This is a genomic window from Rhodopirellula sp. SH410, from assembly GCF_055811895.1.
In genome coordinates this window covers 7,266,598-7,292,103 of sequence record NZ_CM147949.1, presented here as the reverse complement: position 1 = coordinate 7,292,103, position 25,506 = coordinate 7,266,598, and the positions used below count along the sequence as shown (strand labels likewise).

Genomic DNA, 25,506 nt, shown 5'->3' with positions numbered 1-25,506 from the left:
GATCACCATGGATCGCCCAGCCACGAGCGAATCTCTACCTGTCCCTCGGCATCGATTCGGACGCGGATAGCGCCTTCGACAGCGGTGACGTAGACGCTGCCGCCTGCGGCCGAAAGCATCTCCGTGACAGCGGGCTTGGCAGCCCGTTTGCCGCCGCTGACGATTGTCTCGCGGGGCCGTGCCCACTGCAGCACGGCTTCGGCATCCATTCGCAAACTGCCGTGGTGAGGTGCCATCATGACGCCGCCGGGCCGCGGTCGCGGCATCGAAATCAAAACGGCCGTCCCCGGCGGTTCCAAGTCACCCGGCAACAGCAGGTTTCGTCCGCCGTGATCGATCTGCAGCACTAACGAATTCGCGTTATCACTCGCTTCGAGCGGAATCGAGGGTGGATGCAATACGCTGACGTCGATCAGCCACGAGGGCGTTTGAGCGAGGTGCAATTGGCTGGCGAGCGAGCCTTCACGATCGACTTCGAATACCGGAATGCCATTTTCTTGGATCACAGCGCGTGTTCGTTCCAGCATCGCTCCCTCGCCCGAGAGCATGCCCGGCGGGGTGATGATGCAGCCAATTGAGAAGCGTTTTGCCAGACCCGGTAGCGCATTGAAGTGATCGGCATCCGCGTGCGAGAGTACGATCCCCCGTAGCTTCGTCGCGCCCATCGACCACAACACATCGTCGGCTTTGCGGCTGCTCTGATGGAAATTTCCCATCCAACCACAGTCGTACAGCCAGATTTCATCGCGACGAGGGCGCAGGATGGTGGCGGTGCCGTGGCCCACATCGACAAACGTCGCCTCGTACGTCCCAACGGGTAGCGGACTGGGTGTCGTCGCCGTCCACCAGGCTGCGGTTAACCAGACGATGGACCAGACGGCAATTGGCCTCCGCCGGCGGCCGCTGGGACGAACCGCTACGATCAATAGCAGCACCATGTAAAACGCGGCTATCCAAAACACCGAGGGACTGGGCAACCAGGCATGCCCGCCCGGCACGTCTGCTGCCCGGTCGATGACCCACCGCATGACGTTCAGCATTTGCGAGCATACCCAGCCGGGGATGATGGCTAAGGGCGCGAGCACCCAGCCTGCCAGGACGGTCGACACGCCCGCTGACAGCGCGACCACCATCAACGGCGATAGCACCACGTTGACGAGCACGCTGATGGGCGAGACGACATGGAATTGCTCCCAGACGATCGGTAGGGTGATCACCGACACACAGCCGCTATACCATATCGCCGTGGCCAAGCCGCTGCCGCACCATCGCAGCCAGCGCTGCGTGCGGCCGAGCGATTGGCGGGCGAGTTCATCGAACTGATTCTCCAGTTCAACGCTTTGACTGGCCAGGGTTTGTCCGCGGCTGCGCGGTCGACCGCAGGTTAGCAAGGTCGCGACGGCGAGAAAGGATAGCTGCATGCCAACGCTGAAGACCGCGGACGGCATCCACCACGCCAATAGAATGGCAGCGAGTGAAAGGGAGTTGATCGGATGATGCGGGCGAGCCATCGCGGTCGACAAAACCACCGTCGCCAACAGAATGGCGGCGCGCAGTACCGGCGGACGGCCGCCTGTGATCGCAACATAGAACACCGTCACCGCCACGAGAAATATCCACTGCATCGGCATGGGCAGACGCAGCAGCCCAGCGATGATCCGCGCCAGCACCAACAGGATGCCCAGGTGCAGGCCGCTGACCGAGAGCAGGTGCGCGGTGCCTGTCACGAGTAGCGATTCGGCTGTCGTGCGATCAAGCAAGTCACGTTGGCCGAGGACGAGGGCGAGCGCGAGCCCCTGTTGGTCTGGCGCAATTTGCTGCAGGATCGATGCGCGGGCCGACCCGGCGAGCTTGGCCACGATTCGTCCGCCACGCTGCCACATCGTGGGACTCGATCCCGCACCCGAGTCGTCCAGCAGCGAGACCCCTTCGAGACTGTCGACCTGCAAAGTGCATTGCAGGTTATTGCGCGCCGCCCACTCTCGCACATCCCGCTCGCCAGGGTTCGTCGGCGGAGCAAAAAGTGAAATCTGCCCCATCAATCTGACGGGGTCCCCTGGCAACAGGGAGACGCAGTCACCGTCGACTCGTACCAATGCCCGGCCGGAGAAGGGCTCAGGTTGGTAGCCAATGCGGAGTGTTTGGATCGTGACCTGTAGGATCGTTTGAAATTTGCTTGCCGCGTTCCCCCGATTTGATGCGTCATCGCCCCAACCCGCCGCAGCATCGAGCGGGTCGCGTTGCATGCGGGCGGGACGATCGACGACCCCCGTCAAGATCATCGGCTCGGGCTGATCCTGTAGGACGCCGAGTACCGTCGCCTCGGCATACTGCGCCGTGACACGCTCATGCCGCAGGGCAAACAGACTCAAGATCAACAGGCCGATGAGCGGGATTCTCCGGTCGCTCAAGCCCAGTCGTGGCGATCGCGTGCCGATCGCCAAGCCGATTGCCGAGCAGACCAACACGACTAACCACACCGAGGGCGGAACGTGTGCGAATCGGTCCAGCAGCACACCGAGCCAGGCAAACGCCGCGAGCAGTGTCAGCGGTTGTTGCCACGCCAGAGACCTGACCCTTTCCATGACATCGATCACGCGGAATCGACGCAAAACGGCAAACAGGATCGCGAGAATCGTTACAGCCCGCAAGGTCGCCGCTCCGTGTCTATTGAAATGCCGTCAAAGTCCACCAGGCTTGCCTCATGTGCACCATCGCCATGCTACTTATTGATGACCTAGGAGTTTCGATCCGCTAGATCGTTTTTCTCAGCACCATCCTATCGCACGAGGACCCCACATGTCTGTTTCAACCGTTGACGCCGCAGTTGCACCAAATTCCCCGATCGCCGCTACGCTCACCATGGACCGCCGTCGCAACGATCGTCGCGGTCAAGGCACCAGCGAGGCACCTGTTAAAACTCGCCGAACGCAGCAACGCCGCCGGCACATCGATCCCACGACCTGCGAACGGGACTACTCCGCCGGTGAAGTCGAGTTCATGAAGGCCATGGATGAATACAAGCAATGCTCCGGACGGATGTTCCCCACCTGTAGCGAAGTGCTCGAAGTCCTCCACAGCCTGGGCTATGTCCAACTCAGCGACGAGCAGTTCGTCCAGCTCGGACTCGACGAAAAGGCAACGAGCGAAGAAAACGATGGCAGCGAATCGGACGATTCTGATTGCCTGTCATAGACGACGGAAAATCGCGGTGGATGTGCAGTTGTCTTGCCGGACTCCGGTGGGAACATCGGCGGGACGCCTATGCCACGATCATTTCTCCAGTCCGAATGGCATCATCGGCGATGAGTGTCGTGATGTCGTCGCGGATCGGATACAGCCGATCGCCGGCAGCATTGACCATGCCCCCATCGATGGGTTGGTCGACGCGGGCATCGAGTTGGTCGCGGGCGGTGCCATTTTCGATCGCAGCGTTGACCTGATCGATCAGCTGCCGATCGGCTAGTACGAGTGCTCCTCCGTCGGCGGGGCAACGCAGCATTTGCAGAATATTCGGTGTGATAATCATCCGTTTCTCGGCCTGAATGGGTTAGATGGTGATGTGTGGCGGGAGAATGTCCGATGAACACTCTCATTGTCTTCTCTTCTCGAACACTCGCCAAGCGGACTCGGCTCGGCGTGTCGTTCCCACGCCAGAACAGGGATTGTGATGCGTTACATCGCCAGTTTTCGCAAACAAATGTTCACCCAAGTAGCCGCTACGGCGGTCGCGGTTGCCTCTCCCTTCGCTTCGTTCGCCGAGGATACTCCCGGTTATTACACGAATCCGGACACTGGAATCGTCTACCGCCAAGTAATCCGTACGATCGAGCGACCGGTCGTTGAGACCAAAATGACGGAGCAGCAGCACACCGTCTACCATCCTAAAACAGTCGTTGAAACGCGGCCGGCGACGCGCCGAACCTATACACCCGTCACGGAATCTCGATGGCGACCGCATGTCGAAGGTCGTTGGAACCCGTTTCGGCAACCGACCGTGGCCTATCACCATGTGCCCGAAACTCGATGGCAGGCTCGCGACGAAGTCGTGTCGGAGACCACCACACAGGTGCAGTGGGAGCCCGTCACACAGACGATCCAAGTCCCGCAGCGTCTGACGCGGATCACCCGCGAGCAAAAGGTCGATTTCGAACCGGTCGGCCGGGTCGCACCCTCGTCGGCGACCAGTCTCGCCAGCAACCTATCTCCGGATGTGGCAGCCAAGTTGCGGCCTCTCGCTAGCAATACCCAGTACCAGCCCCTCAACGGCGGCGTTAGCCCGTCGAATAGTAGTTTGGCTGCCCAAGGAAACCGTTCGGCGTCGCAAACCGGGCTGCGGGCGACCGAGTTAGTGCCGCAATCACCGCCATTGAACCAGCCGGTGGGGATAACGAATACGAGTGGGATCGCTGGATTGATCCCGTCGAGCATTTGGCGTTAGTGGAAGGATTCGATTGAGTGAGCCCAGACGTGTTGGTGGCCGGGCTCGCGGTGCTGCGGAGTGCCGAGATTGCTCGGCTCAAGATTGTGTTGCAAAAGTGGATGAAGCGTCGATGAAACTCGCCCTGGCACGAGAGAAAGTCTGCTTTTATTCAGGTACCCATGAACAATGCCGGTTAGAGAAGATAGACTGGGAGGCAGTCCGAGCAGGGGATTTCGCCGCTCCGGTCATCGGTCTGTCCCGTTTCGGATAGGAACTCGTCGAAAACTCGTACCTGCACTAGGTTGAAATTGGTGGACCTTCAAAATTACTTTACCGGCGACATGCCGCCTCGTGACCATTTCGTATCGATTCTGCGGCACTGGGAGCAGGCTCGTTCGGACAATACCGCATTTTCGTTCACCGACGGTGACGGCAGTGAAGAGTCGCTGACGTACGCGGAGTTGTGGGATCAGGTGCGTGGGTTGGCAGGGTATCTGCAAGGCCGCTGCGGCATCCGCCCGGGCGACCGGGTGCTGTTGCTATATCCCCCGAGTCTTGATTTCGTGGTCGCACTTTTTGCGGTGTTCGCCACCGGCGCCATCGCGGTCCCCGCGTTCCCGCCGCGGCGGAATCGCAAGGCGTCGCGGATTCGCTCGATCGTGTTGGATGCGGATGCGCGTTGGGCACTTTCGACGGGGGCCGTGATCGAGCAGCTCTCGGGGCCTGAATTGCACGAGGACTTGGTCGGCGTGCAGTTGCTCGGTACGGACTTGCCGGAGCACCGCGATGGTTCCTATTGGCGCTGCCCGCGGCTCCGCAACGATGCCTTGGGTGTATTGCAGTACACCTCGGGTTCGACAGGTTCGCCCAAGGGTGTGATGTTGACTCACGCCAATTTGATCGCCAACAGCGAGTTGATTTTACACGCTTTTCAGCCATCGACGTCCATCATCGGCGCGTCATGGCTGCCGACGTATCACGACATGGGGTTGATCGGCGGTGTCGTGATGCCGATGTTCATGGGCTGTCCTAATGTGTTGATGAGCCCGATGGCGTTTCTGCAGCGGCCGGCGCGCTGGTTGCAAGTCGTTTCCAAATACAATGTCACTGTCAGCGGGGGGCCGAATTTCGCCTATCAGCTCTGCGTTGACAAAATTGCCGATGCCGAAATCGCGGACCTTGATCTTTCGTCTTGGGAAATTGCCTTCAATGGTGCCGAGCCGATTCGCGCCTCCACCCTTGACGCGTTCACTCAGCGGTTTGGAAAGATTGGGTTCCGTGCAACCTCACATCTGCCATGCTATGGCATGGCCGAAACGACGCTGATTGTTACCGGCGGGCCCAAAGACAACGGGGCCGATCAAACCCGCCCGGTACTCCAGTATTTCGACGGGCCGGCGCTCGACAAGAAGATCGCTCGCCCCGCTTCGCAGAGCGACTCAGCGCGGCAGCTTGTCGGTTGTGGACGCATTCTTCCGGGCGAACGGATTGAGATTGTCGATCCGGATTCTGGCAGTATTTTGCCGTCCGGTTCGATTGGTGAAATCTGGGTTCAGAGCCCCTCGGTGGGACGTGGTTATTGGCAGCGACGTGAAGAGTCTGCCAAAACTTTCGCAGCAATGACGGATGACGACCAAGGCCCGTTCCTGCGAACGGGTGACCTCGGCTTTCTGCACGAGGGGCAGCTCTACATTTCCGGGCGGCTCAAAGACATGATCATCGTGCGGGGCGTTAATCGCTATCCGCAAGATATCGAGGCCACGGTTGAACGGGCCAGCGAGGTCGTCCAAGCCGGTTCGGTGGCCGCCTTTGCCATGACGGACAGCGATCGCGAACAACTCGTCATCGTGGCTGAAACCATCCGCCGCCGTGATCTGGATTGGGACGAGCACCTGCAAGCCATCCGCCGCGCCGTTACCGAGGAACACGACCTACCTCCCGACGCTGTGTATCTCGTTCGAAACAGCAGCGTGCCCAAGACGAGTAGCGGAAAAATTCAACGCCACGCGTGTTTGCACGCCGTGCGTGACAACGATTTGAAGGTGGTCGCGCAGTGGGTTCGCGGGGAAGAGTCTTCGCTGCAATCATCGGCGGCACGCGGCGAAACGATGATGAAAGCGGCCACGGGCAGCAGCGGGCTGAACGCGCAGGCCGACCCGATCATTATCGATGCCATCGAAATACACGTTCGCCGGATCGCCGGTGAACGGGCCGGCGCGATGTCCACCGATACCAACATCGTCTTGGACCTGGGGCTGGACAGCCTCGAACGGCTCGAGATCGCTCGCAATCTCGAACGTACTTTTGGGGGTCGGTTCCCCGAACAGGTGCTCGACGAGATCGAAACGATCGGCCAGATTGCCGCCGCCGTCGAACGTTATCTGCCCTCCGGTGCACGCGGCCGCGCTGAATCATTCTTGCGAGACCCCAACACGACGCTGGGGTTGACCGATGACCAGGTCGACGGGGCCGACCTTCGCGCGGCGGTCGGTGACACGTCGACCGACGGCAACGCCACCCGCGCGATCCGCAACATTGCCGTGGACCCCGAAGATGACGTGACTCAGTTCACCGAGTATCGCCGGCTCAAAGCTACCATGCGGCAGATGCAGTTGACGGGCTGCCCCAACCCGTTCTTTACCGTCCATGACGGCATCGTCAGTGACACCACCGTCATCGACGGCGAATCCTACATCAGCTTCGCCAGCTATAACTATCTCGGCTTGAGCGGCCATCCGGAAGTTTCCGCAGCAGCGACCGATGCGATTGCCCGCTATGGCACGAGCGTCTCGGCAAGCCGCTTGGTCAGCGGCGAGAAACCCATCCACGGTGAACTCGAACGCAAAATCGCTGACTGGGTCGGTGTCGATGCCTCCATCACGATGGTCGGTGGCCATGCCACCAATGAAACGACGATCGGGCATCTCGTTGGCCCTGAAGACCTTATTCTGCACGATGCCCTATCGCATAACAGCATCGTCCAAGGGGCGTTGCTCTCGGGCGCAAAACGACGGCCGTTCCCCCATAATGACTACGAAGCACTCGATCGGATGCTGACGGCGCTGCGTTCGCAGTACCGCCGTACTTTGATCGTGATTGAGAGCGTCTACAGCATGGATGGCGATTTTTCGGATCTACCCAAGTTTGTCGACGTCAAAAAACGGCATCGCTGCATGTTGATGGTCGACGAAGCTCACAGTTTCGGCACGATGGGCAAGACGGGCCATGGTATCGCCGAACACTTTGGGATCGACCCTCGCCAAGTCGACATTTGGATGGGGACGCTGAGCAAGTCCGTGTCCTCGTGCGGCGGATTCATCGCGGGATCGAACGCACTCGTCGAGCTGCTCCGCTACACCGCTCCTGGATTTGTATTCAGTGTCGGGATGCCACCGAGCCAAGTCGCCGCGGCGATCGCATCACTCGATGTACTCGAGCGTGAGCCCGAGCGGGTCGAACGACTGCGACACAACAGCCGTTTGTTCCTGTCGCTCTGCCAAACCGCCGGTCTCGATACCGGTGACAGTGGCGGTACCCCAGTGGTGCCCGTCATCACGGGCAACTCGCTCGTCGCCCTGCGGTTGAGCAACCGACTGAAGAAAGACGCGATCAACGTCCAACCGATTTTGTACCCGGCTGTCGACGAGTCCGCTGCCCGGTTGCGGTTCTTCATCACCAGCGAACACACCGAAGAACAGATCCGGTTCACCGTCGACCGCACGCAGCATCACCTTCACGAACTGCAAGAAGCCCCACCGGCGGCCTTGGCCGAAACCGGTTAGGCGTCACGGATCGGAGATCCCCAAAGGTTCCTCGGCCTTTTCGTGGCAGCGCGGAGCCGATCCAGACTGATCGGCAGCGGGTCATCGTCGTGCCTACCGCGATCTTGCAAGACCTCGGGTGCAAGCTTCGGCCGGATGAGCTATCTGAAATTCATTCATGGACGTCTAGGATGTTTTTCCAGGCGGGGTAGATGGGACGGTTCTTCGCATTCCTGCCGCCCTTTATTTCGGGGGCAGGCGGTGCCGAGCGAAGCACCATTTCCAGCTGTTGCCGGACGACCTCACCACGCTCGCCTGCCTGATTTTCAGCAAGGTCGTGCTGTTCCTGAAGATCTTTGGGAACGCGATAGAACGCGCCGTTCCGATACAGCTTGAACATCGCGTTGCGCGCGTATTGCGATCCCTCGAAAGTGCCCCAGTACGGTTGATAGTGGCAGAGCACCCAGTCGCGTGGATGGCCCTGGCGTCCCATTAATTGGGGCAGGAAACTGCGTCCGTCGATCGGATCTTCCGCGTCCAGTGTCACGCCCGCGGCCTGAGCGAACGTCGAATAGAAGTCGGTGAAATCGACGAGGTCGTCGAGCGCGGCCCCGTCCGGCGTGTGGCCCTTCCAATAGGCGACCAGCGGAACATGCGTGCCCATATCTTTCGTGCCTGCCTTTCCGCCCTGAATATTCTGCCCGTTCCAGCGGGAAGTGATGCTTCGGTTCGTGCCGTTATCCGCTGTGAACAGGATCATCGTATTGTCGAGCTGGCCAGCTTCGTCGACCGCCTGAACGATCTTGCCGACAATCTTGTCCAGGTAACTGACCATCGCCACAAAGTTGGCCTTCTGCGCGGCTTTGCTTTTAGGGGCCTTGTTCGCTGCCTGGCCCCGGGGTGCGTCACCGATCGTGTCGGGGGTCGGTACGAACGGGTCATGCACCAACACGCTCGGGTAGTAAACGAAGAAGGGCCGGTCGCGGTTGCGCCCGATAAAGTCGCAGACGAAGTCCGACATGATATCTGGCCCGTACTGGCCAGCATTATCTTTCGTGCTCAGGAAGCTGCCGTTACGTTCCAGTGGCGGGCTCCAGAAACGCTCGCCGCCACCCGGACTGTTTTTCATCTTGGTCACCTGCCATAAGCAGTATTCATCGAAGCCGGCTTGGTGGGGGCGCGTATTGTCGTCGCATCCGTCGGCTTGGTGGTACAGACCGTTGAGCTGCCACTTCCCTGCAATCGCAGTCTTGTAACCGGCCGCCTGCATCAAATGACCGAAGGTCTTGTCCTGCGGGTTGAGAAAGCCGAAGTGGGTGCAGTTTCGAAAACTGTACTGCCCCGTCATGATCTTCACCCGCGAAGGCGTGCAAATCGGAGTCGAATAACAGTGATTGAACTGGATGCCTTCGGCCGCCAGTTTGTCGATATTCGGCGTTTCATAGTCTTCGGCACCATAGCAACCGAAACACTCCCAGCTGACATCGTCAGCCATGATCAGAATGATATTGGGCTTCTCCGGTTGCTCGGCTAACATCGCAAACGGGGTCAGCAAGACAACACCAACAGCAAACACGATTTTTATCAAAACGCTCTCCTTCAACGGCGGTTGGTTCTCGGAAGTCACGACGGATCGTCGCCACAGAAACGGAACTCTTTGTTCAAGCGAGTGCTGGTCCAAGGACCGACGCGGATGCCTTCGCCCCTCGGATCGAAATCGTCGAACCGTTCCGATTGCGATCTGATTTTGATCGCGGTCGAATCGCCGTACACGTGCTGTCCGGGGGCATTCATTTCTTTGATGGTTTCGCCGACTGCTTGGATCGCTTCGGCGTGTTGGGTTTCATCGATGTCCGCAACGGTTTCCAAGCCGAAGAGGGGTGGTAGGCGGGGTCGTCGTAGTCGCCGCCCGCCTGGCTGCGTTGGACATCGTCAAAGAAAGCGATCAAGTCACGCTCGAGCGTGTTGGCGAGTTCAGGTTTCTGCGCCGCAATATTGTTTCCCTCAGCCCGATCTTGGCTCAGGTCATATAGCTCACGCGCGGGCAGCAAAAACTTGTATTGGCCGCGGATGATGGACGATTCGCCAGCGGCATAGCGGAAGCGAATGTCAGTCGTTCGCGTCTTGGCGTCTCCCGTCAGAACCGGCATCGCGTCTTGCCCGTCGAGGGGGCGATCGTCGGGCATTTCGTACCCGACAATGTTCTGGATCGTGGGAAAGTAGTCGAGCGTTGACAGGGGCGTCTCGGATTGAGTCGCCGCAGGGATCTTACCCGGCCATACGGCCAACGCAGGCACTCGCACGCCACCGTCATACAACGCCCGTTTACGACCGCGCAGCCCATCGGTCGTTCCGGCTCGTCGACCGCCTGCTTGTTTGCCTTCGGGACCGTTGTCCGAACAGAAGAAGATCAGGGTGTTGTCGGCGACGTTGGCGTCGTTCAACATGCGGGTAATCCGCCCGACCTGTTCATCCATTTCAGTGATGCAGCCATAGAAGTGGGCCGCTTCGCCGTGTCCTGCGTACGTCTTCAGGTACTCCGGACCAGCTTGCACGTCTTCATGAGGCGCATGGAACCAAACGACTGCAAAGAAAGGTTGCCCGGCGTCGATGGCGTTCTGCATGAAGGGAGCGGCGCGATCGACCACCACGCGGGCGGCGCCGCCTTGGAGACTCTTGTCATGGCCATCAACGGGCACCCCATTTTCATAAAACGGATTATGAACCGCTCGCTTTCCCAATCCAGGATTCCACGTGGAAACGGCGGACTCGGTCACAAAGGATGCGTCGTAATCACGCTCCCAAGGCGGGGCGTAGTTGAGTTCAGGCTTGCGCCCCTTGCCCTTGGAGGACTCCGTTTTGCTAAGCGTGCCAAGGTGCCACTTGCCAAAGTGCCCGGTCGTATACCCTTTTGACTTCAGTACGCCAGCCAGCGTGATTTCCTGTTTAGGCAAATGACCGGCGTTCGCGGTGTAGATGCCGTATCGGTCGTGATGGCGACCGGTCAAGCAGGTACCACGGGTTGGTGAGCAGACCGAATTGCCCGAGTAAAAATGGGTCAGCTTCACGCCCTGCTCGGCCAGCGAATCGAGGTGCGGTGTTTGGATGATGGGATTGCCATTGAAACCTGTGTCGCCATAGCCGAGGTCGTCGGCCATCATCAAGATGATGTTGGGCTGCTCGGCGAACGCGACGTTTGCGGCCGGGCTGAAGGCGGCGAGAACTACAAGAACTACAAGGAGTAAAAATCTCATCGGGCCGTGTGTGTGCTGTTTCGAGGATTCGCAGGATGACAAAGTCGATTTTCGCTCAGGCGACCGTCCAGTAGAGCATGATTCGGGTAGAACGGGGGTTCGAGAGCCTGGAATTGGAACGAGCAACCATTTCGACCGGCGTAATGGTCGCTCCCTGCGGGGCCGTGGAACTGGACGCTCAGAGGCTCGTCAATGCCACCTTGGCGATGGATGCCCCTGATCCATTGATCGTTGCTTATCGTTCGACGACCCAGACATTTCGGTACTGGACTGGGTTGCCGTGACTCTGCACATAGATGGGGCCTTGAGGAACCTCTGGGCGTGGACCCGCGGGGCCGCCCCCGGTTCCCTCGGGCAGTTTGACGTGATCTTGTACGAGGATACCGTTTTGACGAACGGTCATTTCGGCGTCACTGATTTTCTTCTTACCTTCAAATCTCGCCGCCGTAAATTCGACATCGAAGGTTTGCCACGCCAGCGGTGGCAAGCACACATTGATCGAAGGGGCCCGGATCCCATAGATACTGCCGCACCATGTGTCGGGCTTCTTAATGATGGCGGTCTCTTGCCAGGCAGCGGGGCTGGGATCCAAGCCGAACGTGTCCATCACCTGTACCTCGTAGGCCCCTATCGCAAAGACACCGCTGTTTCCTCGACCGGGGTGACTCAGTGGCAGCGATGGTTTCAGTGGCGTCAGGCACTCGAAGTGCAGTGTGAAATCCTGGAATGAACGTTTCGTGGCTGCGCCGGCTTCCAAGACTCGATCTTTCATTTTCCCAAACTTCCAGTGTTCCATCGACGTTCCATCGAACAGCACGACTGCATCGCTTGGTGGCGGCGTGAAATCAAGCTTGGATGAGCGGTCGACCTTGGTAAAACCCGCCAAGCGGTTTTCAATCGCTTCCGCATCGAGCCATTCATGCATGATCTCGCCTTGATCCCAGCCGTCGCTGGGCAGTCCACCGTTGTAAATCGAAAGGTAGTATTTGCCTTCGGCCGGGACGACTTGGATCGCGGTCTCGTCTTGAACATATTCGCCCATGAAGGCATAGCCAGGGAATTCGGCTGCCGCCGTCTTCGCATCTGTCCACGTGAGCGTCGTCGCCTCTGGTTTTTTCGCATTCTTCACGGCTGGCCGCTTGACGGTCGGCTTTTTAACTTCCGCCACGATGGTGGCGTTGCTCGTGATCACCGCGAGTAGCGCAAGGATGATCGTGGTGGATCGTCGTTGGGGATTCATGGTTCGTGTTCGCGAAGAGGCGATGGGGGCAATGGTCTCGATGGAGTGTCGGCTCGCAGTTGGTCCTAGACGTCACATGTCGATCTCAAACCCGTTGCGGTAGGGACGCTGCATCATGCTGGCGGCGAGTTCATCACCGACAATGGATTCAGTGGACTGGTCCCAGTGGATCGTGCGACCGAGGCGACAGCAGATTCCTGCAAGATGGCAAACGTTGAGCATCTTCATGTGAGAGTGCACGTCGGAGCGTGGCAAGATTCGGTGATCGATCGCGTGGAGGAAGTTCACCCAATGAGCGGCGCGGTCGTTGCCTACCATCGGACCGCCACCGTAGATCTTGGCAATGGCATCTTCGGGAAGCGGATTTGCTGCCAACTCTTCGACTGGCTTGCCAACGAGTTTGCCGCGGTTGACAAAAATCCGGCCTCGCTCGCCTTCAAAGAGAATTCCATTGTCGACGTCGTGCCGGATGTTCATGTCCACATCGCTGCCGGCGAAGGCAACGTGCAAGTCAAACTGCATCGCCGTGTTGTAGCGATCGGTTTGCACCGGCATGCCGTCTCGGAATTCCGTGTTGTGTTTGGCGGTTCCGCCCACGGATACCGGGTCATTGCTCTGGCCTGCCGCGGCGATCCCCAACATGGCGATGTCGACGTGGTGGGCACCCCAATCGGTCAGCTTTCCGCCGGAGTGTTCGTACCACCAGCGAAACTGGGTGTGGCCGTTCGTGTAACCTTTGTCGGCAGCTTTCTTCTGGTTTTGCAGGTACCGAAACGGCATCTCGGGTCCCGGCCCCAGCCATGCCTCCCAATCGAGGCCTTCGGGAACGTCCGCAACCGGGATCTCCGGACTCCATCCGCCTGAGTCGATGCCGACAACGATTCGTTTGAGTTTACCGAGTCGACCGTCGGCAATGATTGCCAGCGCCATGTTGAACTTGTCAAAGCTGCTGCGCTGCTGCGTACCGACTTGAACTACCCGGCCGGTTTCTTGCTGGATTTTGCGGACCAGCTTGCCTTCGTCGATGGTCAGCGTGAGCGGCTTTTCGCAGTAGGCATCTTTGCCTGCCAACATGGCTTCAATGAGAATTTTGGCGTGCCAATGATCGGGAGTCGAAATCTGCACGACGTCGATGTCATCGCGTTGCAGCACCTCACGGTAGTCACGATATGTCTCCGCCTTGCCACCGGTCAGTAGCTCGTTGCCATCTCGCAGATGGTTGGCATCGACATCACAGAGAGCAACCACGTCGACCAGTTCGGCCGGTACTGGACATGTGCGTGTGCCGTTTCCGCCCACGCCGATCAGCGCGTATTGAAGACGACGATTGGGCGATGGTGTTGCCGCTCGGGACGCGGTGAAATGATACGGAGTGACCGCCGCGGCTGTGATTGCCGCGGTGCTTCGCAAGAACGTTCGGCGGGGGATGTGAGTCGGAGTCATCTGGAGATTCCTTCAGGATCTTAGGAGGCGATCGCGTGATCAATCGCAGAGGAGCAGTTCACTTCTTTTTCTTCCCTTCACGGATTCCATCGACGACCAATGTCGCGGGCGGTTCGTTCACATCGCCTTTGGCAAAGGTGACCAAACGCTGGCACTCGTCACGCAGTTCCTGCAACTTCTCGCGATAGATCACTCGCTCAGCAAGGTTGACGCTTTCGCTCGGGTCTGACGCTAGATAGAACAGTTCTTCATAGACCGGCGTCTCCCCCTGGATCGAGCTGGTTAACCAAGCCGCGTAGCTGGCCACTTGGCTCGGTGTGACGTCGTAGAGTGTCTTGTCCGTGACGCTGGCGAACTGGCTGCGATCGTTCTTGAAATATCGAATGTATTTCCAGTCACTCGTCCGTACACTTTCAATGCGTGGATTGCCGAAATAGGTCGACCATAGATTTTCCGCGAAACTGCTGTCGCGAATTTTTTGTGCCGTGCCATCAATGATTCCTCGCAAACTCTTGCCCTGCATCGTTGCCGGTGCATCGACGCCCGCGAGATCGAGCAAGGTGGGGGCAATGTCCACTGACTCAACCAACGCCATCGTGCGGCGTCCCTGGTTCGCTATCCCGACCCGTGGGTCCATCACGATCATGGGAATGCGGAGACATGGTTCGTAATTGAGTGCCTTGCCGCCGAGGCCAAACTCGCCCGCCATGATGCCGTGATCGCTGCTGAAGACGATGACGGTGTTGTCTGCCAAGCCTTGTTCGGCGAGCGAGTCGCGGATCTGGCCGACCATACGGTCGATACCGGTGATCGTTTGAGCCTTGCGGACGAGCTGCTCGCCGAGCAACGCGGGCGTATCAACGTAGCTGTAGTTTGTTTGCCGATATTCAGCAAAGAGGAGATCGGCTGGCAACTTTGGATCGACGATTGCATCGTGCGCGACATACGTCTTGGGAATCGACAGTTGATCCAACTGAGCTCGGTAAGTTGTCCGGTAAAGCTCCGGGTCGTCCGGTCGCAACTTCATCGAACGCGTTCCCGCTCCATGCGGAAGATTCAATGCGATCGATAGGCAGAACGGCTTTCCATCAGGCCGTCGCTCCAGAAACGCTTCGGCACCTTCGATATAGTCGGTACTCGAATTCAGAAAGCTGGTGGCCCCCTCCCCAACGATCTCGATTTGCGTCTCAGCCATCGCATGCTTGAAAATCTTGTGACGCTGTTTGGGATAGAACGTTAGGTGCCCGTGCCCGGCGTACCAGAAGTCAAAGCTTTGGTCCATCAAGTTCGAGTCATAGCCCTCGTTGCCGATGGGCACATGGTTCTTGCCGACGTAGCCCGTGTAGTAACCAGCATCCCGTAGCAACACAGGGTAGCTATTGGCCCATGCCTCGGGCTTCATCGACGTGCCCGAGTTGAAATTGACACCGTGCTTGCGCTCGTATTGACCGAGGAAGTAGCACGCTCGGCTTGGCGTACAGATCGCACTGGTCACCGAAGCGTTGGCAAACAAAGTTCCCTCGGCGGCAAGTTGATCCAGGTTGGGCGTCTGAATGAACTCGTTACCGGTGCAACCCAGCGTGTCGTAACGCTGATCGTCGGTAAGAATGAAGATCAGATTAGGAGCAGATTGGCTGGATTCATTGGCATGAGCCAAACGGGGGCACGCCAAGCCAACGAAGCAGAGAGTCCATGCAAAAATTCGTGTCATCAATATCACTTTACAGAAGTTCTCCTACGAAAGGTTGCCAGGGTGAGTCGCAGGGAGGTGAAAGGGAATCGCAGGCCAAGGGCAAATTTGGATGCTTTTTTTGCAAAATAAACTTAAATCAAAGGAAATCCGGAAACTCCGGCGAATAATCATCCAAAATGAGACGGTGTGTGCGATTACCTAGCAACCACCCCCTTGCTTTGACCCGTTGCCCGCAACGCCACATAGGAACCGACATCAGTGTCCGTGACCCCCAATGACCCGAAACGCGATGTTGATAGTGAAGAGGTGTTCATGCGTCTCTTCCTGCAATCCGAGCGGCGGTTCTTAGGTTTCATCCTTTCTCTGGTACCGCATTTGGCAGATGCCGAGGACCTGTTGCAAGAGACGTGTTCGGTCATGTGGCGCAAGTTCGATCAGTTTGAATTGGGCACGGATTTTGTCGCTTGGGGAATCTCGATTGCCCGCTACCGAGTCTTGACCTACCGACGAACCAACGCATCGAAGCGGGTCTGTTTCAATGATGCGTTGATGCACGAGATCGCTGACGCCGCGGCCGACGTGTCGTCGCAAAGTGACACCCGACTCGCTGCGTTGCAATCCTGTTTGGCGGGGCTCCGGGAAAAGGACCGAGAGCTGATTCGGCTGCGTTACTTTGCCGAGAACTCGACGAAGCAGACTGCGCAGCAGTTGGGACGCAGTGCGGATTCGATCTACAAGTCACTCAACCGCGTCCACGATTCGTTGCTGTGGTGTATCCGCCGTTCTTTACAAGCCGAGAGTTGAATCGATGAAATTTTCAGAAGGCCACGAACGCTTGATGGAATTGATTGGGTTGGTGCGCGACGGCGAACTGGATGATGCTCAAGCGATCGAGTTGGAATCGATGCTCGAGAATGATCCTCAAGGGCGAGCGTACTACGTTGAGTCCATTGACATGATCGCCATGCTGCACCGTCAACAGGGACTTGTCCCCGAAGTGGCCGATGATGGTGACGTCCGCCCTGTGACGCTGGCCCGCACTTCCACGCGTAGCGGCCGGTGGTCGATGGTTGGTTGGTCGGTGGCAATCTGTGGAAGTTTGGCGATTGGCGTGCTAATGGGAAGGCTTCTGTTGCCGAGCCCCGACATTCAAACTTCAGGAGTGATTACGGCGAATCTGGTCAGTAGCCATGAAGCCCCCGAAGTTGCCACACTGAGTTCTTCGTCAGGTTGCCGCTGGGATCCTCGTGACGAATCGCGATACGAGGGTCAGCGTTTGGCGTCGGAGTCGTTGCGTCTTATCGCCGGCGTTGCGGTGGTGCACTTTGACTGTGATGTGGACCTGATTTTGGAGGGGCCTGCACAGCTGGACCTGGCCAGCTTCGATCACGCGATGCTGCGTTATGGCAAAGCCGTGTTCAGCGGCGACGGTGATCTGGATCAGTTCACGCTCGAGACCCCGTTCTCAAAAATCCAGGACGATGGGACCGAGTATGCCGTCAGTGTCGATCCTCAGAGCAATGTCGAGGAAGTCCATGTCTTCGATGGACACGTGACCTGCAATACCATCGACCGAAGTCCACTGGGTGATTCGAGCACTGCCCTTGAACTCGACGCTGGCCAGGCGAGGCGATTTGACGGGCAGCATGCCATCAAGACCATTCCAATGGACCCATCGCGTTTCATTCGTGAGCCGCGTCTCAAAGCGACCGCAGACGATGCGACATTGGCGGCCGAATCGTTCGCCTATGACCGCTCGGCATTGGTCGGTCAGCAGGGAGGCACCGGCTGGTTGGACTCCTGGGTCCAACCGACGCGTTTCGAGACACGGCAGAATGCAACGGTCAGGATCGGCGAATCGTTGTCCTGGCCCGTGGGGAGTGCCAGTCCAAGTGATGGGAGCCTAATCCTCGAAGGCGGCACGGGCCTGCACCGCACATTAGAAACCCCGATTCGCATGGACCGCAACGCAACCTACTACCTAAGTTTCCTCATCCGAAAACACGCCGCTGCCGACGCGGCGAAATCGAACGGTTGGGCGTATGTCACGCTGCGTGACCCAAAGACAGAAGCGGAGAAGATTGCGATTGGTCCGACGAGTGCACGCGGCAACCCGCGAGTTGTTCACAAGGGTCGCGCCGTCAACGCGACGAGTCCACTTCGTGATGACGTGGTCTACCTGTTTGTGTGCAAGATCCAGGCTCGTAAAAACAAGGAAGATCAAGTCCTCGTTCGCATCTATGGCGACCACGAATCGGTCGATTCTGTCGAACCCTCGGCCTGGAGTGTTACGACCCGGCCGATTCGCGACGACAGCGTGTTGAGTGAACTGAGGTTGTATTCGCAAAACAGCGTTCCCCTGCAGCTGGACAACTTCCGTATCGGAAAGACATGGTCCAGCGTCACGTCACAGTATCTCGAATGAACGATCGCGTGAGCCCAAAAATGAATCATCAACACACCTTTCGTTTCTGTAAAATGGATCTCCACTTTTTCAACTCCCGTCGCCACTGCTCCTTCGACCGACTCACTCGCATTGTTTGTGGGTTGATTCTTTTCGGATTCGTTTCGCCCTCGCTCGCAGCCGATCAACCGGCAGAGATCGAGGAGTTCTTGAGCATGAACTGCACTGGATGTCACGACGCCAGTTCAAAGGAAGGCGACTTGGACCTGGAGTCGCTCTCGCTCGAACTCGATGACCCAGACAATTTTCATCTTTGGCAGCGAGTTTTTGATCGCGTTCGCGAATCCGAGATGCCGCCGGATGAGACACTCGACGACGAAGAGCGAGCGCCATTCCTCTCGAGCGTCCATGACGTCTTGAAGGAGTCGGACGGTGCTCGAATTGCGAGCGCAGGGCGAGTGCTGGCGAGGCGGTTGACTCGAGCGCAGTACGAACGAAATGTATGCGATTTGCTAGCGATCGATATCCCTCTTCGGGATTACCTCCCCGAGGACTCGCTGACCAATGGTTTTGACACCGTCTCGAGCAGCCAGCAGATTTCCGACCACACGATGGCGGCCTACTTGCAAGCGGCCGATGTTGCTTTGGACGCGTCTTTCAATCGACTCCTGACTGACACGCCCCCATCGATCGTGCGGCTGGGTTGGAAGCAATTGCGCCGCAAGGAAAAACGCACGAATCGTGAACCGGAAGGTCGGCCCGAACACGAGGACATTGTTTCTTGGTCGACGAGGCAAAACTTCTATGGGCGGATGTCGGGAAGTACTGTCCTCACCTCCGGTCGCTACCGAATTCGAATGAAGGTGAAGGCCGTTCATCCGCCCGCCGATGGTCGCATCTGGTGCAGCGTTCAGTCCGGGTTCTGTAGCGCCAAGGCATCCACCATGTATTGGGTGGGGAGTTTCGAAGCGACTAGTGAAGAATCCGAGCACGAGTTTGTCGCCTGGATTCGCGAAGGGCACATGTTGCAAGTGCTCCCCAACGACAGCGGGCTCCGTAAGGTGCCCGTGCCAATGATCGACGATCCAGCGGGGAGCATTGAACCGATGGGGATTCCCGGCGTTGCCATCAAGTGGATTGAGATGGAACGCATCGACGCCGACCCCGCCGGCGTGAAGCAAGCCTTGATTGGAGACTTGCAATTGCGGCGAGTCGCGGCAGACGCCACGGCGACACAACCCAACTCGCCTCGGGGGGGCGAGCTCGTCTCAGAGAATCCTGAACAGGATTTGCGGAATTTAATTCAATCGTTTGCGCAGCGTGCGTTTCGACGTGTCGTCACGCAAGACGAGGTGAGTCCCTATATCGAGTTTGCACTTGAGCGATTGCGATCCGGCGCGACCACGCTCGATGGCTTGCGTGCTGGCTACCGAACGATCCTTTGTTCGCCACGGTTCCTGTACTTTGAAGAGTCACCCGGTAGGCTCGACGAGGAGGCGATCGCAAATCGACTAAGTCACTTCCTGTGGGGCGTCGGCCCCGATGAAGAACTGAGGCAGTTGGCGGTTGCGGGACAACTCAGCGATCCGGCCGTGCTCCGCCGCCAGACAAATCGGTTACTCGATGACCCGCGATCGGAGACGTTCGTCGAGGAGTTTGCAGACCAATGGTTGATGTTGTACGAGCTCAATAGCACGACGCCGGACGGCAGACTGTATCCAGAGTACGACGATGTGCTGCATCACACGCTGGTTGACGAAACGCATGCTTTTGTCAGAGAGCTCATCGACCGCAATCTGTCGGCTCGCAATATTGTGGATTCTGACTTCACGTTCCTCAATAGCCGGTTGGCGAGGCATTACGACATCGATTGGCCCGGCGGCGTGGGGCTGCAACGTGTACCGCTCGCCCCTGAGGACCATCGCGGTGGCGTTATCACGCATGCCAGTGTGTTGAAGGTCACCGCCAATGGCACCACGACGTCACCGATCATTCGCGGTGTGTGGATGCTCGAGAGAATCATGGGGCAGCATATTCCGCCGCCGCCAGCCAATGTGGGAGCGATCGAACCTGACATCCGAGGCGCAACCTCAATCCGAGATCAACTGGACAAACACAAGAGTCTCGACAGCTGCGCGGGCTGCCACGTCAAGATTGATCCACCCGGTTTCGCTTTGGAAAGCTACGATGTCATTGGCGGATGGAGGGAGTTCTACCGCTCTGCCTCAGCGGGCCCAGGTAAAAAACGGGGCGCTGGTTTGCCGGTTGATCCGAGTCATGAATTTGCCAGTGGCGAGGCGTTCAATAACATCGATGGATTGAAGAAGATTCTTAGTGCAAGCCCCGAGCAACTGGCCAAAAGTTTGGCGGCGCATTTGGCGACCTACGCAACCGGCGCAGCGCCCACGTTTGCGGATCGTGAGCAAATCGACGCCATCGTTCACGCAGCCGAATCATCCGATTATGGGGTGCGTTCGATCCTACATGGGTTGGTTCAAAGCCCCCTGTTTCAAAATAAATAGCCATCCAGGCATTTCGATGAAATTCAAACGTTCCGTAAACAACCACTCGTTGGCTCGCCGTACCCTGCTGCGAGGAAGTGCTGGGGTTTCCATGTCACTTCCTTGGCTGAGTTCGATGGTGCCGGCATTCGGCCGTGAACCCAAGTCGGCCACTTCGTCACCACGTCGATTCGTCGGCATCAGCAATGCCTTAGGCTTCCATGCTCCATTTCTGTTTCCGGAGAAATCAGGCCGCGACTACGAGACCACGCGGTACCTGAAACCCATCGAGGATCTGCGGGCTCAGTTCACTGTGATCTCGGGCGTCTCGCACCCTGGTGTCGGCGGCGGACACAAAGCCGAGCCGTGTATCTTGTCGGCGGCCCCTTACAGCGGGTCAAACTTTCGCAACACGATTTCGTTGGACCAGGCGATGGCTCGCGAGCTCGGCGGTGCGACTCGCCATCCGTCACTCGTGCTCAGTGCCGATGGGACAACCAGCACGTCTTACACGGCAAATGGATCCATGATCCCGCCGGAGAATTCACCGCAGCGTCTATTCGCTCAGTTGTTCACCGACGACAGTCCCGCGTCTCGCATGGCGCAAAAACAGAGAATTCGCGAAGGGCGTAGCATCATGGACCTCGTCGGTGACGAAGCTAAAGCGATGCAACGTCGACTCGGTCCCAGCGATCGAGACAAGTTGGATGCGTATTTCACCAGTGTTCGCGATCTCGAGCAGCGTCTGCTCGTCAACCAGAGTTGGGCGGAGCGGCCGAAACCCAAGATCGATGCCCAAGCACCGGAACTCGTCCGCGACACCTCTGACACGATCGCCATGCAAACGGCGATGCACGATGTCATCTTCCTGGCGCTGCAAACCGATAGCACTCGCTTCATCACCATGCACACCGGTGGCGGCGGTCAGCGGATACCGCTCGATGGCGTCGAACAGGGGTATCACCAACTCAGCCATCATGGGCGTGATGAAGAAAAAATTTCGCAGTTGGCGATCATCGAGGAAGCTCAAACAAGATCATGGGGGGACCTGGTCCGGCGTCTTCATGAGACCGACGAAGCCGACGGCACGCTCCTTGATCATACGATGGTACTGCTAACCTCGAATCTCGGAAACGCGTCCGCCCACGATACCAAGAACATGCCCGTTGTCATTGCTGGTGGTGGTTTTCAGCACGGGCAGCACTTGGCCTTCGACCGCAGTAACAATTATCCGCTGCCCAACCTATACACCTCGATGCTGCAACGTCTCGACCTCGAAGTCGAAACATTCGCCAGCGCCACGGGGACGATGCGGGGGCTGGAGATGTCGTCGTGACATGGCACCTCCCTGTACGGTGAACCCACGCGTGTTGGCGTGAGAGAGTCATGTTTTGACGAGTTGCGGCCACCAATCCCGCAAATGACGCTCCTTTTCAGCCTTCGCGCCGAGGGGGTAACTTTAGTAGAAGTGGAAAAGAATCGGAGAATATTCGGTTTTTCTCCTCGCTATCAAACTCTTCGCGGGAATTGTCTGCCTTGCCGTCGATCGCTTCCCATGCCGAACAGGACTCACGACGCGCCGCGTCGCTGAGGCGGATTGCGATCGTGCTGGGGGATTTGCCCGACACGACGGCAGCCAAGCTGCTCGCGGAAATGCCGCTGGAGACTCGGCAGCGGGTCCGGCATGAGATCGCGGCGCTTGTCGACGTCGATCCGATGGAACATCGCCGGGCTCTTGAATCATTTTCGGTTTCCCTGCGCCAGAGTGCTGCGGAGCAGTTGGAAGTGGGTTCCTCGTGCCTCGATTTTCTCAGTGAGCTCAGTGACGATGGCTTGCTCGGTCTCCTCCATGATGAACACCCCCAGACAAAAGCCGTGGTGCTCGCTGAAATCCCTCCCGCGCGAGCGGCCGCCCTCTTGCCGCGACTCGGTGCTGATCAACGCCAAGACTTGCTTGCTCGGATCGGCCGTCTGCCGGACGTGTCTGAAGAGATGCTCAGTGAACTCGCCCGCAGTTTCCGCAGTCGTGTGGATCGCTTGGCGGCGGAGCACCCACATCACTCGTCTCGCAATTTGGGCGGACGCGCCGATGATTTCTACGATGCGATGGCTCCATCGAACCCGATGGCAGCATCGGCCGCCGCAGTGTCGCCACGACTGCAGGCCATTCTCGCTGAAATGCCGGCGGCAACCAGTCCGTCCGTGCCGTCGGATGCAGGTCGGTATGAGTCAACTGGCGAGCGACTGCGCCGTGCCCCACGTGAGCACGCCGAGACAAAGGCATCCCGCGAAGACACGGTCTCGACCGAACAAACGCATCGAGAACTCATGCACTTGCCGCCTGCGAAGCTATGTGAATCACTCGGACGCGTTGACACGCGAACGGCGATCTTGGCCCTCTGCGGGTTGCCGAGCAATGTCGCTGACGCGGCCATCGCATGCCTGCCACGCTCGCAAGCGAATCAGGTCCGCCAGCACTTGATGTCCGTGGGCCGCATGGAGATTCGTGAAATTGATCAGGCCAAAGCAGCCGTGGCCGCGGCGGCACGCCTTGCAGGACAGGCCCCGTACGAATCCGGTGCTGCGAACGCCGACGTGTCTGGGCGTACTGCGACCGCGTCGAGTCACGATCACGTCGCCGTGGCAATGTGATCAAACACCCACCTCGTTACCTTTTTAAATAACACTCCATGGCTGGAATCGTCAAATCATCGAAGCCGCATGCGCCGAGGATCATTAAAACGGTTTCAGGCGGTGGCGAAGCCAACCAAACTGCTGGCCGTGCGCGGGTGACGGAGTTCAATCTTTCGGATTTGGCGGAACAGGGACGCGAGCAGTTGCGGCGCTGCCAACTCCAAGTCGAAGCGATGCTGGAGGAGGCGCGCCAGCAAGCCGAACAGATAAAAGACAGTGCCCATGCGGCTGGATACGCGGCCGGTCACGAAGCTGCTCAGGGCGAGATTGAGGCACGCGTTGATAGCCAAGCGGAGCTGAAAGCAAAGGCACATGTTGAATCGTTGCACGCAGCCGTCGTGCAAATGACGCAGCAGTATGACGAGTGGATGCAGCAATATGCTGATACCTTGACGAGCACCGCGATCGCCGCAGCCGAACAGCTCACCCGTGCGAAGCTCACATGGCCCCAACTCGGCGTTCCTGCGGAGGCGGAAATGGAGCATTTAATCGCGAGATGGGCGCGGGAAGCCTTGCACAGCACACGCTCGGCGAATCGCCTCACACTCGCTGTCCATCCCGATACACTCGCGCAGCTCGGTCCAGCCCTTCACGCTCTGTTAGCCCATTCCGATCTGCCTGAAGACTCGGAGGTCATCGCCGATGCGACGCTCGCAGTTGGCGACGTGGTGATCCGGCAAGATGGAGGCGAAATTCACGCAGGCCTCGATGCTCAACTCCGACGATTACGTGAGCAATTGCGATGATGAACGTTCCCACGCTGTCGCCACCACGGCTTCCCGATGTGGGTGCCACCTCGGCATCACTGAGGAACATGGTCGCGTTCCAGATCCATGGCCGCGTCGCTTCGGTGACCGGTGATGCGGTCACGGTGCAGGGAATGGTTGCACCTCTCGGTGCGATCTGCGAACTTCAGCCCGCGGACGCTCCCCCCTCGCTGGCCCGTGTGATTGGATTCGACCATACCCGACCGATCCTCGCGCCGATGGAAACGTTCACGCGTCTGACGGCGGGTGATCGCGTGCAACTGCTCTCACACGCCATGCCACTCCGCGTTGGACCGGCACTCTGTGGACGCGTCATCGATGCGTTTGGCCGCCCGATCGACGGGCGCCCGCTCGCGGCCGATTTGATGCGCGTCGATGTCGGTCAGACCGCCCCCGATTCTCTCAATCGACCGCCGATTGACGAACCCTTGCAGACCGGTGTGCGGGCAATCGATGCCATGCTGACCTGCGGTGTCGGTCAGCGACTCGGGATCTTTTCGGGTTCTGGTGTCGGCAAAAGCACACTGCTTGGGATGCTCACGCGTGGTACCAACGCTGACCGCATCGTCATTGCGATGGTGGGTGAGCGGGGCCGTGAGGTGGGCGAGTTTATCCAGCGAACACTCGGTCTCGAGGGGATGAAAAAGAGCGTCGTGGTGGTTGCCACCAGTGACAAGCCGGCCGCGCAGCGACTCTCCGCGGCGTGGACCGCCACCAGCATTGCCGAACAGTTTCGTGACGAGGGCCACAACGTGTTGTTGCTGGTCGACAGTGTCACGCGATTTGCCATGGCACAGCGAGAACTCGGTCTGGCAGCGGGTGAACCGCCGACCACACGCGGCTACCCGCCGAGCGTTTTTAATCTATTGCCCCAACTGGTGGAGCGGGCCGGTCGCACCGACAAAGGTTCTATCACAGCGTTCTATACCGTCCTCGTCGAAGGCGACGATCAAAATGAACCCATTGCCGACGCGATTCGTGGTTTGCTCGATGGACATATCGTGCTCAATCGGAGGCTCGCACAACGCGGCCACTTCCCGCCGATCGATATCCCGCAGAGCGTGAGCCGGTTACAGAACCACTTGGTCAGTCCCGAAGTCAATGCAGCGGTATTGAAAATTCGCGAGCACATGGTGCAGTACGAGAATAGCGAGGACCTCATCTCGATCGGAGCCTACCGCGCCGGTACCGATCCTCGGATCGACGCCGCGATCGACCTGCGAGACCCCATTGGCGAATTGCTGCGTCAATCCAGTGACGAGCAGACACCGCTGAGTGAAGCTCAGCAAGCGATCGTGAGACTGGCCACGCAAAACGCCTAAATTG

Annotated in this window: 17 protein-coding genes; 10 read left to right on the top strand and 7 right to left on the bottom strand. The window is 58.5% G+C overall.

From position 1 onward, the window contains the following. Nucleotides 1–2: 2 nt before the first annotated feature. A complete protein-coding gene (locus SH410x_RS26705; protein ID WP_473672400.1) occupies nucleotides 3–2,651 on the bottom strand; it encodes a ComEC/Rec2 family competence protein in 2,649 nt (882 codons plus the stop codon). Between the two features lie 148 nt (nucleotides 2,652–2,799). Between SH410x_RS26705 and SH410x_RS26700 the strand changes: the two genes are divergently transcribed. After that, nucleotides 2,800–3,195, top strand: a complete 396-nt coding sequence (locus tag SH410x_RS26700; protein ID WP_473672398.1) for a hypothetical protein — start codon at nucleotides 2,800–2,802, stop codon at nucleotides 3,193–3,195. Nucleotides 3,196–3,262: 67 nt separating this feature from the next. Here the strand turns inward: SH410x_RS26700 and SH410x_RS26695 are convergent, their stop codons facing one another. Next, nucleotides 3,263–3,529, bottom strand: a complete 267-nt coding sequence (locus SH410x_RS26695) for a Trm112 family protein (protein ID WP_473672396.1) — start codon at nucleotides 3,527–3,529, stop codon at nucleotides 3,263–3,265. 141 nt (nucleotides 3,530–3,670) lie between these two features. Here SH410x_RS26695 and SH410x_RS26690 point away from each other — a divergent pair, with 141 nt between their 5' ends. Both SH410x_RS26690 and SH410x_RS26685 read left to right on the top strand, forming a co-directional pair. Continuing rightward, nucleotides 3,671–4,441: a hypothetical protein gene (locus SH410x_RS26690; protein WP_473672394.1), complete on the top strand. Its 771-nt coding sequence runs from the start codon at nucleotides 3,671–3,673 to the stop codon at nucleotides 4,439–4,441. A gap of 323 nt (nucleotides 4,442–4,764) precedes the next feature. Beyond that, nucleotides 4,765–8,205 (top strand): aminotransferase class I/II-fold pyridoxal phosphate-dependent enzyme, encoded by a 3,441-nt coding sequence (locus SH410x_RS26685; protein WP_473677407.1) that lies wholly within the window; start codon nucleotides 4,765–4,767, stop codon nucleotides 8,203–8,205. 151 nt (nucleotides 8,206–8,356) lie between these two features. Here the strand turns inward: SH410x_RS26685 and SH410x_RS26680 are convergent, their stop codons facing one another. From SH410x_RS26680 to SH410x_RS26660, 5 genes are all read right to left on the bottom strand, one after another. Further along, on the bottom strand, nucleotides 8,357–9,721 hold the full coding sequence (locus SH410x_RS26680) for a sulfatase family protein (protein ID WP_473672392.1): 1,365 nt from the start codon (nucleotides 9,719–9,721) through the stop codon (nucleotides 8,357–8,359). Between the two features lie 253 nt (nucleotides 9,722–9,974). Beyond that, on the bottom strand, nucleotides 9,975–11,438 hold the full coding sequence (locus SH410x_RS26675) for a sulfatase family protein (RefSeq protein ID WP_473672390.1): 1,464 nt from the start codon (nucleotides 11,436–11,438) through the stop codon (nucleotides 9,975–9,977). Nucleotides 11,439–11,673: 235 nt separating this feature from the next. Beyond that, the gene (locus SH410x_RS26670) at nucleotides 11,674–12,678 is read right to left on the bottom strand and encodes a 3-keto-disaccharide hydrolase (protein WP_473672389.1); all 1,005 of its coding nucleotides are present in this window, start codon (nucleotides 12,676–12,678) and stop codon (nucleotides 11,674–11,676) included. A 72-nt stretch (nucleotides 12,679–12,750) separates the two neighbouring features. After that, complete coding sequence (locus SH410x_RS26665) at nucleotides 12,751–14,121, bottom strand: Gfo/Idh/MocA family protein (protein WP_473672387.1); 1,371 nt, start codon at nucleotides 14,119–14,121, stop codon at nucleotides 12,751–12,753. A 58-nt stretch (nucleotides 14,122–14,179) separates the two neighbouring features. Continuing rightward, the gene (locus SH410x_RS26660) at nucleotides 14,180–15,832 is read right to left on the bottom strand and encodes a sulfatase-like hydrolase/transferase (protein WP_473672385.1); all 1,653 of its coding nucleotides are present in this window, start codon (nucleotides 15,830–15,832) and stop codon (nucleotides 14,180–14,182) included. A 240-nt stretch (nucleotides 15,833–16,072) separates the two neighbouring features. On the opposite strand from SH410x_RS26660, the gene SH410x_RS26655 reads away from it, so the two are divergent. The 7 genes from SH410x_RS26655 (at nucleotide 16,073) to SH410x_RS26625 (ending at nucleotide 25,502) form a co-directional block, all read left to right on the top strand. Further along, nucleotides 16,073–16,618 carry a sigma-70 family RNA polymerase sigma factor gene (locus SH410x_RS26655; RefSeq protein WP_473672383.1) on the top strand — a complete coding sequence of 182 codons (546 nt, stop codon included), beginning with the start codon at nucleotides 16,073–16,075 and terminating at the stop codon, nucleotides 16,616–16,618. A 4-nt stretch (nucleotides 16,619–16,622) separates the two neighbouring features. Beyond that, nucleotides 16,623–18,239: an anti-sigma factor gene (locus SH410x_RS26650; RefSeq protein WP_473672381.1), complete on the top strand. Its 1,617-nt coding sequence runs from the start codon at nucleotides 16,623–16,625 to the stop codon at nucleotides 18,237–18,239. A gap of 20 nt (nucleotides 18,240–18,259) precedes the next feature. Then, nucleotides 18,260–20,740 carry a DUF1592 domain-containing protein gene (locus tag SH410x_RS26645; RefSeq protein ID WP_473672380.1) on the top strand — a complete coding sequence of 827 codons (2,481 nt, stop codon included), beginning with the start codon at nucleotides 18,260–18,262 and terminating at the stop codon, nucleotides 20,738–20,740. A gap of 16 nt (nucleotides 20,741–20,756) precedes the next feature. Next, nucleotides 20,757–22,055 (top strand): DUF1552 domain-containing protein, encoded by a 1,299-nt coding sequence (locus SH410x_RS26640; protein ID WP_473672378.1) that lies wholly within the window; start codon nucleotides 20,757–20,759, stop codon nucleotides 22,053–22,055. 200 nt (nucleotides 22,056–22,255) lie between these two features. Continuing rightward, nucleotides 22,256–23,371 (top strand): FliG C-terminal domain-containing protein, encoded by a 1,116-nt coding sequence (locus SH410x_RS26635; protein WP_473672377.1) that lies wholly within the window; start codon nucleotides 22,256–22,258, stop codon nucleotides 23,369–23,371. A gap of 38 nt (nucleotides 23,372–23,409) precedes the next feature. Then, nucleotides 23,410–24,159, top strand: a complete 750-nt coding sequence (locus tag SH410x_RS26630) for a FliH/SctL family protein (RefSeq protein WP_473672375.1) — start codon at nucleotides 23,410–23,412, stop codon at nucleotides 24,157–24,159. Continuing rightward, nucleotides 24,156–25,502 carry a FliI/YscN family ATPase gene (locus tag SH410x_RS26625; protein WP_473672373.1) on the top strand — a complete coding sequence of 449 codons (1,347 nt, stop codon included), beginning with the start codon at nucleotides 24,156–24,158 and terminating at the stop codon, nucleotides 25,500–25,502. The genes SH410x_RS26630 and SH410x_RS26625 overlap by 4 nt, the downstream gene beginning before the upstream one ends. Nucleotides 25,503–25,506 lie beyond the last annotated feature (4 nt).